General features: G+C 46.4%; 10 protein-coding genes. All 10 read left to right on the top strand.

The window, feature by feature from the left end; all coding sequences use genetic code 11:
- Positions 1-419: 419 nt before the first annotated feature.
- The 10 genes from MHI12_RS28075 to MHI12_RS28030 all read left to right on the top strand — a co-directional run bounded on the left by MHI12_RS28075 (position 420) and on the right by MHI12_RS28030 (position 14,027).
- Positions 420-1,304: an ABC transporter ATP-binding protein gene (locus tag MHI12_RS28075; protein WP_036667819.1), complete on the top strand. Its 885-nt coding sequence runs from the start codon at positions 420-422 to the stop codon at positions 1,302-1,304.
- A 239-nt stretch (positions 1,305-1,543) separates the two neighbouring features.
- Positions 1,544-2,023: a glutathione peroxidase gene (locus tag MHI12_RS28070; RefSeq protein WP_405170907.1), complete on the top strand. Its 480-nt coding sequence runs from the start codon at positions 1,544-1,546 to the stop codon at positions 2,021-2,023.
- 480 nt (positions 2,024-2,503) lie between these two features.
- Positions 2,504-3,865, top strand: coding sequence for an FAD-dependent oxidoreductase (locus tag MHI12_RS28065; RefSeq protein ID WP_405170906.1), 1,362 nt, complete (start codon positions 2,504-2,506; stop codon positions 3,863-3,865).
- Positions 3,866-4,250: 385 nt separating this feature from the next.
- Positions 4,251-5,102: a formate/nitrite transporter family protein gene (locus MHI12_RS28060; RefSeq protein ID WP_405170905.1), complete on the top strand. Its 852-nt coding sequence runs from the start codon at positions 4,251-4,253 to the stop codon at positions 5,100-5,102.
- 427 nt (positions 5,103-5,529) lie between these two features.
- Positions 5,530-7,593, top strand: coding sequence for a molybdopterin-dependent oxidoreductase (locus MHI12_RS28055; RefSeq protein WP_405170904.1), 2,064 nt, complete (start codon positions 5,530-5,532; stop codon positions 7,591-7,593).
- Positions 7,594-7,785: 192 nt separating this feature from the next.
- A complete protein-coding gene (locus tag MHI12_RS28050) occupies positions 7,786-9,009 on the top strand; it encodes an MFS transporter (protein ID WP_026081431.1) in 1,224 nt (407 codons plus the stop codon).
- Positions 9,010-9,215: 206 nt separating this feature from the next.
- Complete coding sequence (locus tag MHI12_RS28045) at positions 9,216-10,130, top strand: class I SAM-dependent methyltransferase (RefSeq protein ID WP_405170903.1); 915 nt, start codon at positions 9,216-9,218, stop codon at positions 10,128-10,130.
- Positions 10,131-10,400: 270 nt separating this feature from the next.
- Positions 10,401-11,948 carry a response regulator gene (locus tag MHI12_RS28040; RefSeq protein ID WP_405170902.1) on the top strand — a complete coding sequence of 516 codons (1,548 nt, stop codon included), beginning with the start codon at positions 10,401-10,403 and terminating at the stop codon, positions 11,946-11,948.
- 333 nt (positions 11,949-12,281) lie between these two features.
- Positions 12,282-13,142, top strand: a complete 861-nt coding sequence (locus tag MHI12_RS28035; protein WP_235193717.1) for an ABC transporter permease subunit — start codon at positions 12,282-12,284, stop codon at positions 13,140-13,142.
- A 15-nt stretch (positions 13,143-13,157) separates the two neighbouring features.
- Positions 13,158-14,027 carry a carbohydrate ABC transporter permease gene (locus tag MHI12_RS28030; RefSeq protein WP_047840758.1) on the top strand — a complete coding sequence of 290 codons (870 nt, stop codon included), beginning with the start codon at positions 13,158-13,160 and terminating at the stop codon, positions 14,025-14,027.
- Positions 14,028-14,032: the final 5 nt, after the last annotated feature.

Below are 14,032 nucleotides of genomic sequence, written 5' to 3'. Positions count from 1 at the left end.
TTCATACCTTATTAAACGAGCGTATGTGAGATGACCTTGAACTTTAGATTTCAAGGTCATCTTTTTTTGATTCACATCCCGGATGCAGCAATCACATGAAAAAAAATCATATATTCACAATTCAGACACAAAATTTGCGATTCAAGAGTTTGAAAAACAGTCAGAAGTGATGAAATCCGCATGATGAATGAGAAAAGCTCTCATATGTATTCGTGAAGAAGAACTCCAATTTGCTTAAAAAGGTCTGAATAAAGCTTGGAACAAGCAGAAAAAATTCATTTTCATGTTGACAAATGATAATGATTATCAGTATCTTTAGTGTAGAAGATATTTGCGTCGGAAATACACAGAATTACAATTTCGTTTTTGTTGTCATAGCCGGATTACATAACCGGGATAAATGAGAGAGGGATGATCGCATGTTTCGTCTGGAGACGACCAAGCTGGATATCGCTTATGAGGAAAGACTAATTGTAGAGGATCTGAATATTCAGATTCCCCAAGGAAAAATTACAGCACTTGTTGGAGCCAATGGTTCAGGGAAGTCAACCATCCTGAAAACGATGGCACGCATTATGGCTCCAAAAGCAGGTAATGTATTGCTCGACGGGAAGTCCATCCATAAACAGTCCACGCGTGAAGTTGCCAAGCAACTTGCGATTTTGCCACAGAATCCAACAGCCCCTGAAGGTCTTACCGTTACTGAACTGGTATCGTATGGTCGCTTTCCTTATCAAAAAGGATTTGGCTCCATGCGTGCGGAAGACAAACGTATGATTGAATGGGCTATCGAAGTGACAGCCATGACTGAATTCCATGATCGTCCGATTGATCAACTGTCCGGTGGACAGCGTCAACGTGCCTGGATTGCCATGGCACTTGCACAAGAAACAGATATCCTTTTCTTGGACGAGCCGACTACGTTTCTGGATATGGCTCACCAGCTCGAAGTATTGCAATTACTGGAGCAACTGAATGCCACAGCCAACCGTACCATTGTTATGGTTGTGCATGACTTGAATCATGCTTCCCGTTATGCACATCACATGATTGGTATCAAAAAAGGTAAAGCCATTGCTCATGGTTCACCTGTAGAAGTTATGAATTCGGATGTACTTCGTGAAGTATTCAACATTGAAGCAGATATCGTGATTGATCCGCGTTCCGGTGTACCGCTCTGCTTGCCTTACGCTCTTGCAGGCGAACGCCAGCAATCGAAGACGCCAGAGCAGCTGGTCATGAACAGTGCGATGGTTCATGCTGGAGGACGGACAGAACCACGTGTTCAAGCGACAGGAAGTTAACGAAATGGGCCATATGTGGTCCTTACATTATAGAATGAAGCCGCTGTGCGCTATTGCACGCGGCTCTTTTGCATTCATAGGGAATTTGCAACGCATGGGAGCAAAGGGGACGGGTAGACCCGGGATTTGGTAATCGTATCGGATCAGGTCTATAATAATAGGACAGGCTGTGAGTTCATTGGTTATGCCAACGTGCTCGCAACAGCCCAAACCAACATATGTCATGGGAGGAATCAGTCATGTCCGTATATCCATATCAGGCGGTAACCACCGCTAACCAAGAAGTCTCACTGGATCTGTATCAAGGTAAGGTATTGGTCATTGCTAATACAGCCAGCAAGTGTGGGCTGACCCCGCAATACGGTGAATTGCAAAAGCTCTATGATCGTTATCGCGATCAAGGCTTGGTTGTACTGGGTTTCCCTTGTAACCAGTTTGGAGGGCAGGAGCCAGGTACAAGTGAGGAAGCGGAATCATTTTGCCAGATTAACTATGGTGTGAATTTCCCGGTGTTTGCCAAGGTAGATGTGAATGGTGAGGACACTCATCCCCTGTTCCAATACCTGAAGGAGCAACAACCTGGCGTAGGTGAAACAAGCGACATCCAATGGAACTTCACCAAGTTCCTTGTTAACCGTGAAGGTGAAGTGGTAGGTCGTGTTGAACCGAAAGAATCTCCGGAGACAATGATTGCAGATATCGAGAAATTGCTCGGTTAATACATGAACGTTTGAGAAGCCTGTTCTTGCATGTGCAAGGATAGGCTTCTTTGATTATTTTATATACGTTGCTTTTTCTCTTCACAGGTAGGAGTTGGCTCCATGAGATCAACCCTGTAAAATTGAAGCCATTTATTTTTTTGTGAAAGTCAAACAAGAATGCAAGAGACGCCTCTAACTTTATACGTCCACACTGCGTTCATACAGGGATCACGGAAGCCATTACATAGCATAAACCCGCCCAAATCCGGGGACAATGAAATCAATACATTGAAGGGAAGAAAGGCTTAAATACAGGGAAATGACCTCCTTCGACAATTTTTTTTGCTCAACCTATTGCAATGTGAAAAATATCACATTATAATGAGTGTATAAAGTGAAATAAATCACATACACAATTTCGAACAAAAAGTGAAATGTTTCACAACCATAACAACCTTATATTCAAACTCATTTATATATTTCGAGGAGGAACTTTTAATGAAAATCGCAGTTATCGGATGTACACACGCAGGGACCGCAGCCATCGTAAATACCGCCAATTTGTACCCGGATGCTACCATCACCGTGTATGAGCGCAATGACAATATCTCCTTCCTATCTTGTGGCATTGCGCTCTACGTAGGTGGGGTTGTGAAAGACCCTGATGGTTTGTTCTATTCTTCGCCTAATCAATTGGCAGAGCTTGGTGTTGAGACCAAGATGCTTCATGAAGTTACAGCAGTCGATGCCAAGGGTCATACCCTTCAGGCTAAAAACCTGCAAACCGGGGAAGAATTTGAAGATACGTTTGACAAACTGATCGTGACAACGGGTTCATGGCCTGTCGTTCCGAAGCTTGAAGGCATTGAGATGGACAACATTTTACTTTGCAAAAACTACAATCACTCCAACACGATTATTGAAAAAGCCAAAGATGCTAAACGTGTTACTGTTGTAGGTGCAGGGTATATCGGCGTTGAACTGGTGGAAGCCTTCCAAATGAACGGCAAGGAAGTTACCCTGATCGACAGTGTGGACCGAATTTTGAACAAATACCTGGATCCTGAGTTCACGGATGCGATTGAAGATACGTTGACTGGACGCGGCATCAAGCTGGCTCTTGGTCAAACGGTACAGAAGTTTACTGGTGAAAATGGCAAAGTGACTAAAGTGATCACGTCCAAAGGGGAGTTTGAAACCGATCTGGTTATTCTGTGCATTGGTTTCCGTCCAAATACTGAACTGCTCAAAGGTCAAGTGGATATGCTGCCAAACGGCGCAATCATCGTGGATAAATATATGCAAACGAGTCAAAAAGACGTCTTCGCTGCGGGTGACAGCTGTGCGATTCATTACAACCCAACAGGCAAAGCATCTTACATTCCACTGGCAACCAACGCGGTGCGGATGGGTACACTTGTAGCCCGTAACCTGGTTCGTCCTACGACACCGTATATGGGTACGCAGGGAACATCGGGTATCAAAATTTACGAGCAAAATATCGCGGGTACAGGGATGACTGAGATGTCTGCTGCTGACGAAGGCCTGATTGTTGAATCCGTGGTACTGGAAGACAGCTACCGTCCGGAGTTCATGCCAACGGCTGAGAAACTGTTGCTCAAAGTAGTATATGAGCAGGCTACTCGTCGGATCGTTGGAGCACAGGTGATGTCTCAGGTTGATCTGACTCAATCGATTAATACGATCTCGGTTTGCATCCAAAATAACATGACCGTAGATGAGCTGGCCTTCATCGACTTTTTCTTCCAGCCACATTACAACAAACCATGGAACTTCCTGAACACGGCGGGTCTGCAAGCACTGCCTCCAATAGAAGTAAAAGCACCAGCAATGGTGTAAGGAAGAGAATAGATGGTTGAACAGATTGCATGATAAACGCGATACGAAGATAAGTCATGCTTGTCCGTAAATAAGAGGTGTACAATAACTGCCAAGATTACGAAACAAGGCGGACGGATTATAGACGTTTATAAAGGAAAAAGAAGACTGGCGAGTATATCGTCAGTCTTTTTTGTGATTTTACAGCTTCAAAAGGCTTTACTATACTCTTGCTGTCATAACTATTCCAAGACACTTTTAAAGTATCTTTTTAAACAACATTGTGATAATTTGCACAAAGTTATGTTTAGGACCGAGATACAATTAGGATGTGGTATTCAACGCATAACTAATGAATCTCAGATGTTTTATCCAATGATGAACAATGAAGGAGAGGATGAATGATATGGCAGCAAAAACACCTCTTGAGGTTGCACAATATACGGCGCAAACAGGCATGAAGAAGGCTCAATATCCGGTGTTTTCTGTACTGGTGCTTAGTTTTCTGGCAGGGGCTTTTATTGCGCTGGGTTTTCTACTGGATATTCGGGTGATTGCATCTGCTCCTGCAGAGTGGGGAAGTCTGGTTAATCTGATTGGTGCAGCAGTGTTCCCGGTGGGACTAATCTTGGTGCTCATCGGTGGTGGCGAGTTGCTGACAGGTAACATGATGGCAGTTCCACTCGCGACGATTGCTCGAAAGTTATCCGTAGGTAATATGTTGAAAAATCTAACCTTAGTGACGATTGGTAACTTTGTTGGAGCGTTGTTTGTCGCGTACGCGTTTGGACATGTGCTTGGTCTGACCGGAGAGGGTGTATATCTGGCTAAAGTGGTGGATATGGCTGGGCACAAGCTGCATGACGGCTTCTTGCAAGCTTTCATCTCTGGCATCGGCTGTAACTGGCTGGTCGCGCTGGCCGTGTGGCTATCTTATGCATCGGATACGATGAGTGGCAAGGTATTGGGCATTTGGTTTCCAACGATGGCGTTTGTCGCGATTGGATTCCAGCACGTTGTGGCCAATATGTTCCTCATCCCGGCGGCAATCTTCGAAGGACATTATTCGTGGGGCCAATATGTGATGAATTTCATTCCGGTATGGCTCGGGAATCTGACTGGTGGTGCTCTGTTTGTAGCTGCAGCCTATTGGGTGGTGTACCTGCGCCAAGCTGAGCCGAAAGTGAAACCGGAGGTAACAACGTCGATCGAAGCTGTGGAGACGGAGGCTAGAGTAATGTTGAGTAAGCAGGCATAGAGGGCACAGAGCGGGGCATATATACACTTATAGCAGAAGTGAAGACGATTCTGATCTTGCTCGGTTCATGGCGAATATGCTGTGATGGAGCAGGGCGGGATCGTTTTTTTGTATGTGGTTCTTGTCGGAGTTTAACGCAAAATAAATTCGCCATGACAAGGTTCGGGGGAACGAAACCTGTTCATGGCGAATTTCGGGAGTGGTCCATGATATGGCATGAGGAGGAAGTGGGGAAACACTAGCCTAATGCCTTATTTTTAATTTACCCCTGAATTCTGAAGTTGAATCAAACTCAAAAACATTTTTTTGAAAATATTTTGAAGCCGCTATAGCGGCGAATATGAAGCAAAAACATACTGTTCTCTTTACGCGATTACATCAAAGAAGATATGATATAGGGATAGCTTTTATAGAGGGGAGCCTTACGATGATCGATCAGGAGAATGGTATATTTGCGGCGGTGTGCCCGCTCGACTGTCCGGACACTTGTGGTCTGTTATTACATAAAGAGAACGGCAAAATTGTGAAGGTGGCAGGCAATCCGGATCATCCCATAACCAAGGGTGCCATCTGTAATAAAGTTAGGAATATGACTGAGCGGGTATATCACCCCGAGCGTCTACAATATCCGATGAAACGTGTAGGAGCCAAAGGGGAAGGGAAGTTCGAACGAATCAGTTGGGATGAAGCGATTCACGAGATTACGACCAAATTCACTGCATTGTCCGAGACTTACGGCCCGGAGAGCATCCTGCCCTACAGCTTTTACGGTAACATGGGCATTCTCGGCGTAGACGGCATGGATCGACGTTTCTTCAATGCGCTTGGTGCGAGTGTACTGGAGCAGACGATCTGTAACTCTGCTGGAAATACCGGCTGGAAATATACGATGGGTGCCAATCGTGGAACGGTGCCGGAAGATACGGAGCATGCGGATCTCATCCTGGTGTGGGGCGGCAATATCGTCAGTACCAATATGCACCAGGTCGTTTTGGCGGAGAAAGCCCGCAAGAAAGGTGCCAAGATCGTCGTCATCGACGTTCATCGCAATCGTACCGCCCAATGGGGCGACTGGTTTATTCCTTTGTATCCGGGCACGGACAGCGCACTGGCGCTGGGATTGATGCATGTGTTGTTCGAACGGGGACTAACGGATGAAGCCTTTATGCAAAAATATACAGTGGGTCATGAGGCACTACGTGATCATGTCCGCAGTTACACCCCTGAACGTGTTGCACGCATTACGGGTGTGCCGGAGGAAACCATTGTGGAGCTGGCCGAACTATACGGCAACGCACAAGCAGCTCATATTCACATCGGCAATGGTCTCCAGCACCATGATAATGGGGGGATGAACGTGCGTAGCGTTGCATGTCTGCCTGCCATTACAGGGCAATGGCTGAAGCAAGGCGGCGGTGCCGTTCGCACCAACAGCTACGCGAGCACGAATAGCGACGCGCTGGAACGTCCGGAGCTGCGGCAGAATCCGGAGCCGCGAGTGGTGAACATGAACCGGATTGGTGAAGCATTGCTGGAAGCGGAGCAGCCAATCCGAGCGATGATGGTTTACTGCAGCAATCCACTGGTGGTGGCACCGGATACCGAGCGGGTGGAGCGAGGTTTTGCACGGGAGGATCTGTTCACGGTTGTGCATGATCTGTTCATGACGGATACGGCGAAGTATGCAGATATCGTATTGCCAGCCACATCTTCATTTGAAGCGACGGACCTGTACACCTCTTATTGGCATCAGTACGTTCATCTGCAAGAGCCGGTAATTGCACCGATTGGAGAGAGCAAGAGCAATGTGGAACTGTTCTCACTGCTTGGGCAGGCTATGGGGTACGATCCTGCAATCTTTGGAGAAACACCGGAACAGATGATTGAGGACGCACTTCAGGGCACAGGCAACCCCTACATGAATGGAGTCACGTTGGAAGGACTGAAGGAACATCGATTCGTGAAGCTGGATATGACGCCACATGCTGCATATCTGGATCAGCTGCCCACACCTTCAGGCAAAATCGAATTGTATTCCGAGACGATGGAACAGCGAGGGCTTCCGCCGCTCCCTACCTATAGTGCTCTGGTTGAAGGATATGATGGGGAGAATCCGGCTGGACCTGCCGATACCTATCCATTGATGTTCCTGTCGCCGCCAAACCATAATTTCTTGAACTCCACCTTTGGCAATTCAGCCAAACATCAGCGTTTGGAAAAGATGCCTCTATTGCAAATGCACCCTGAAGACGCTGCCCGCAGAAACGTGGAGGATGGAGATGCGGTGGTCGTATGGAATGATCGTGGGCGCATTGAACTTACCGCCAAGGTGAGTGAAGCCATGTTGCCGGGAACCGTCATCAGCCAAGGCTTATGGTGGGATGGTGACGGCAAGAAGCAGCGGGCGAATTCACTGACGTCCAATCGGTTGTCGGACATGGGGAACGGGGCTACCTTCTTCTCGGCCACTGTTGAAGTGAAGCGTCAATGAGTGTGCTTGCAGCATGATTTTTTTGAGGTAAGATGAACAAAGGCTAGAATTTGAGCAGGATTAAAGAGCAATTGATGTAACACTTCATAAAACCTTCGCTCTGGCTGGTTAGGGTTATGCCGTCAGGGCAAAGGTCTATTTTTTATGGTTATATGTTTGTGCAAAGGTACTAAGGAGAATGAATTAACGATGATGAGATGGCTGGATAACTATCCAAAAGAAGTGAGAATATTTTTATTAGCAAGTCTGGTTAACGCAACAGGCAGTGCCTTGATGTGGCCGCTGACCACCATGTATGTGTTTGATGAGCTTGGGCGGACAATGGCTAACGCCGGTTTTGTAATCCTCATTCAGTCCCTGGGCGGCATCTTTGGACAATTGCTTGGAGGTTCATTGTACCATCGGGTGGGTGTGAAGAAGCTGATCATTGGTTCACTGGCGCTTAATGCGTTAGGTTTGTTTGCGCTGCCGTGGATTAGTGCGTATTGGGTCGTATTTATATGTGCGATGGGCTGGATTGGGCTGTTCAGTTCATTGTCGCTGCCAGCGATTCAGGCCTTTATTGGCTTCCGGTTTGCGGAACGACGCGGTGAATTATTCAATATTATCTATGTGGCGAACAATATCGGGGTGGCGATTGGTACGGCGCTGAGTGGTTTTCTGGCTGACTTTTCCTATCATCTCAGCTTTGTACTGAACGGGGTGACCTCAGCCGGTTTTGCAATTTTCTTCTGGTATTATCTGTCGCGGGTTGAACCGGATCAGGGGGAAGTGCATCTGACCAAACGCAAAACCGTCCCCGATGGGCCGGGCGTCTGGGCATTGCTGGGCAATACACGACTATATCTGTTTATGAGCTTGGGCGTGCTCTTCCTGTTATTCGGCAACTCCATCTGGAACACAGGTGTGTCCCCGTATATCATCTCTGAGGGTATGGAAAAAAGAATGTACGGTCTGCTCTGGACCCTGAACGGGGTGCTGATCTTTGTGGGCCAACCCTTCACCAGCTGGGTGAAACGGACCATGGCCCGTACCTCCACTGCCCAGATGACGGCGAGTGCGGTATTCTATGGCATGGCCTACATTGTCATGATTACCATGTACAGTTATCCAGGCATGGTGCTCGCAATGGTACTTGCCACGTTTGGAGAGATGTTGATCTCCCCTGCAACACCTGCGTTTATCTCGGAGCATGCGGGCAGGGCGGCACCTTTTTACATCGGGATATCGGGTGGGATCGGTGCGGTTGGACGGGTTATCGGGCCATATGCGATGGGGGTCATGTATGACAAACAGGGACTTATTCCTGTAGCGTGGCTGGCAACAGGCACAGCAGCGATTGCGGTACTTGGTTTTGTATTGCACGCAGTGTTGAACCGTAATCGTGAAGTGAAGGAGTATGGGATGGACGCCTAACAGATCTCATCGGGTTGGATAGGATGCGGAAGGAAAAACGAGTTGAAGTGAGACGGTAAATCCACTGTAATCTGTCTGCTCATTCGTAAATTATAGTTGACAAAAAAATATATTTATGCTATAATTTACATATAAAAACATTCCGTATATAATAAGATTCTCCTGGCCAGGGGAATCTTATTTTTGTTTGTACGGGAGGAATAAGTATGAAGCAAAATGAATCCAGTATCACATCATTGATTTCGACTTTTGGCCGAGCCTATCACAGCCAACATGATACCCCCCTCATTTTCGATGATTTTCTGGCGAAATTGCTGATCTCTCCTCAAGAGTTTTCAGATATCAGCAATAACATGGTTAGAGGCATTCATTTTTTCAACCCGGATATGGCTCACGAGCTCAAGGACGACCCGGAAAAGGTTCTAAAATGGATTACCCAGGTACAGTTATCTCCAATAACTCTGGCTCGGGCCGCTTACTGTGAGCATGTACTTTTGCATGAAGTCGCGTTGGGATTGAAGCAGGTAGTCATTCTTGGCGCCGGGATGGATACGTTTGCTTTGAGGCATCCGGAATTGGAGGACACGCTGGATATCATTGAAGTGGATTATCCGGCTACACAGCAATTCAAGAAAGAGCGGCTGAATCAGGCCGAGCTGACTATTCCGGACAATCTTCACTTTGTACCGATGGATTTTACGCGTGAGCTTTCGAATGACAGCTTGACTATTGAAGGTTTGAAGAAACGGAAGACGTTGGCTAGTCTCTTGGGTGTTTCGTATTATTTGCCCCAAAATGATCTGTTTAACGTGATTCGTCATGTGTTTGCGAACCTGCCAACCGGAAGCTCTATAGTTCTGGATTATGCAGATGAGCACCTTTTTGAGGAAAAAGGAATGTTTAATCGGGTTGAAAATATGGTTAAATTGGCTGCAATGGGTGGTGAGCCCATGCAATCCGGCTATGCATATGTGGAGATGGAGGCCTTGCTTGATGAAGCAGGGCTACTTATTTATGAGCATCTGACTCCCGAGGCGATTCAGGAACAGTTTTTCCAGGATCGAATCGATCATCTAAGGGCATTTGAAACGATACATTTTATTCACGCGGTAAAAAAATAAATCGATCCGGGCATGTATGGTCACTTATATAGCCCGCATTTGCATAACAACGACCAACCTTCACCCTGTGGCAGGGTGAGGGTTGTTTGGTTTGAACGAAGGATCAACATAGACCATGATTCAGTTGTCAATAACTTCGCATGTGATACAAATGTTCAGAAATCAGACTTGTTAGGGTACAATTCCATGTCATTCAATGTCCTTGCCTCTATTTGTGCATAATGCTCATATAATAGAATGGATCTGGTTAAAGGCAGGGGGATGCATACGATGTACAAGGTTTTGCTGGTTGATGATGAATTTATGATCTCGGACGGGATCTCCAGTGTGGTGAACTGGTCCAGATTAGGAACAGAACTGATCGGCATTGCTCAAGATGGATTGGAAGCACTCGCTTCAATTGAGCGGCAACGTCCGGATATTATCATCTCGGACATTCGCATGCCGGGAATGGATGGGTTACAGCTGGTTGAAGCAGTGGCCGAGAAGTATCAGCATATCTCGTTTATCATGCTCACAGGTTTTACGGAGTTTGAATATGCGAAGACTGCCATGCAGTATGGGGTGAAGCATTATTTGCTCAAACCCTGCAGTGAAGAACATCTCGTAGAGGCTATTAGTGAATTGGTCAGTGAGAAGAGAGAGTTAACCGATCAGGAGCGTTTTGTGCAGTCGATCCAATATAATCTGGAGCGTGTACTGCCACATGCCAAGGAATATTTTCTGAAAGAGCTAGTCACGAACAGAACATACGGGGTCAAGGAATGGAAGTATTTCGAGGAATTATTCGATGTACAGTTTCAGGATCAACGTGTGCGGTTGCTGCTGGTAGAGATTGAGGGGGATCATGAGTATTTGCACTTGTTCGCGGTGAAGAACATTGCCGAAGATATTTTTCACAATCCAATATTAAGTGCCACGGTTGGAAGGCATGTGCTACTAATTATGCAGGACAAGTTGTCTGAAACGCAGTTGTTCCATAATATCGATGAGATTCGCGCCACATTTACCCGATATTATCATGATGATCTCACGATAGCGCTAAGCGAGCCAGGAGACCTCTCGCAGGCACGCCATTTGTACATGCAGACGCTGGTTTATCTCAATTACCGCTTTTACCTCGGTGAGGGCAGTCTCATTATGGAACGGGATATTTACTCTCCCGGAGAACGCATTCTTCCTGAATTCGAATACGATCCGGAGCGGATGGTTACTGCAATCAAGGCGGGACACTGGCAGGAAGTGGGATCAGAGCTGAACCGGATGTTTCAGCTGCTTGCCAGCTTGCGATACGATATATCCCAAACGAAGTCCTATCTTATTCAGATGTTTATGGAGATGATTCGACTCAGTGGCTCTGCCGAGATGAAAAGGTATATGGACCAGTTGCCAGGCATGATTGAATCCAGCACCCTGCATTCTTTTCAACAGTTTCTGCTTGCTGTCGCCAAAGAAATCACCTTATGCCGCTATGATCAACATCGCTCCAGACAATCGCAGATGGTAGGCAGTGTGAAACAGTTGGTAGAGAAACGCTACAAGGACGAGACATTAACACTCCAGTCCATCGCTGGGGAAATATACATGAATCCAGACTACATCGGCAAAATGTTCAAAAAAGAAACTGGTGAGAAATTTACGAACTATGTGTTAAGCTATCGCATCCGTAAAGCGTTGGAGCTTCTGGAGCTGGACGGGAACTGCACTGTATCCTCGCTTGCCGAACAGACAGGCTTTGGTGCTAACTGGCCGTATTTCAGCAAAATGTTCAAGAAATACACGGGTTTCTCCCCTTCCGAGTATAAAAAAGTACCCTAGGACAGCGTCGCTGTGGCTTTTACATAGCTTACCTGTATTATCCGATCTAAATCTAATCTGTGATCGGGCCCTGTATGCCATTCATCGGCAGCAGGGTCTTTTTTTGTCGGACGGAACTCGGTTTTGAACATCCATTTATCGGAAATGAGCATGGGAAGAAAAGTCGCTCGCTTCTATCATTAGAAGTGTCATGTTAGTGAATGAACATCGAGAGTGGAGGTTGAGTGGATGGAGCTGAATCGAAGCCGGGGGATTGATCCTGGGCGTTTGAAGCCAGCTGGCAAATGGAGTTCGGTGAAAAAGGAACTTGTCCGCAACAGATACGTTTATCTGATGCTCGTTCCTGTGGTAGCCTACTATCTGATTTTCAGCTATGGGCCAATGTACGGGCTACTGATGGCATTTCAGGAATCCTACAACCCGATCAAAGGAATCTTGGCAGGCGAATGGGTTGGATTTGACAACTTCACCATGTTTTTTGAAAGTTATTATTTCTGGCGACTGATTAAGAACACACTGATTTTGAGTTTTTACAGTATTGTGTTTGGTTTCCCGGCTCCGATTCTACTAGCACTGCTGCTGAATGAAGTCCGGAAGAAGTGGTTCAGAGGTGCAGTACAGACCATCAGTTATATGCCGCATTTTATTTCGGTTGTCGTCGTGGTTGGAATGTTGAAAACGTTCTCATCTCTGGACGGTGGGTTATTTAACGTCATTCGTGACTTTTTCGATCTGCAGCCGATTATGTTTTTGGCGGAAAAAGATATGTTCCGTCCGATGTACATTCTGTCCAACATATGGCAGGGCGCAGGCTGGGCCTCGATTATCTTTTTGGCAGCACTAAGTGGTATTGATCCTCAGTTGTATGAGGCTTCCAAAATTGACGGCGCAGGCCGCTGGAGACAGCTGTTACATATTACACTGCCGGGCATTATGCCAACGATTGTGATCATGTTAATTCTGCGTATGGGGGCGGTCATGAATGCAGATTTTCAGAAAATATTGCTGATGCAAACGGCACCGACCTATGAGACATCGGATGTCATATCCACCTTTGTTTATCGATCCGGTATTTTGGAGGGGAACTATACGTATTCAACCGCCATCGGACTATTTAACGGCGTCATTAATTTCGCGCTGCTCATTATCGCAAACGCGATCAGCAGAAAGCTTAACTCAACCAGTCTATGGTAATCGGAAGGTGAAGCGATGAGACAGTCTATAGGGGAACGACTTTTTGATGTATTTAATACACTGCTGCTCTTGGTGATCATGGTTTTATGCTTGTACCCGATGCTGTACGTGTTCAATTCTTCAATCAGTGACCCGGACCAGATGCTGCGTTCCCGTTCACTGATGCTCATTCCTGAAGGTTTTCAGCTGGGAGCGTACAAGTCAGTATTTCAGGATACTCGCATCTATACGGGATATATGAACACCTTGTTCTATGTTGTGGTGGGTACCGCGATCAATCTGCTCATGACTTCACTGGCTGCATATGGGCTGTCACGCGGTGATCTGATGGGCAGAAAAACGTTGATGAAATTAATAACGTTCACGATGTTCTTCGGCGGGGGCATGATTCCGACGTTTCTGCTGATTCAAAATCTGGGCATGGTGGATACCCGTTTTGCGCTTATTATTCCTGGTGCCATCAGCACATTCTATTTCCTTATTATGAAAACAAATTTTGAGGGCATTCCGATCAGTCTGATCGAATCGGCGAAGCTTGATGGTGCCAATGACTTTCTGATTTTGTTCCGAATTGTACTGCCTTTGTCAAAGCCAATCCTGGCGGTCATGATGCTGTATTATGCGGTTGACCATTGGAATGATTATGTCGGACCGATGCTCTACCTGCGCAGTCAGGAGTTATATCCGATCCAGATTATTATGCGTGATATTCTGATCAGCAGCAGTACAGAGGCCATGGGCGCTGGCGCCGATACCGGCTTTGCCATTGGGGAGAATATCAAATATGCAACCATCATTATCTCGACGCTGCCTATTATGCTGGTATATCCGTTCATCCAACGTTATTTTGTTCAGGGCGCTCTAATCGGTGCTGTGAAACAATAAAAAAT

The sequence above is a fragment of the Paenibacillus sp. FSL H8-0280 genome, assembly GCF_045040665.1.
GTDB classification, from domain to species: domain Bacteria; phylum Bacillota; class Bacilli; order Paenibacillales; family Paenibacillaceae; genus Paenibacillus; species Paenibacillus xylanexedens_A.
This window is presented reverse-complemented; position numbering and strand designations above follow the sequence as displayed.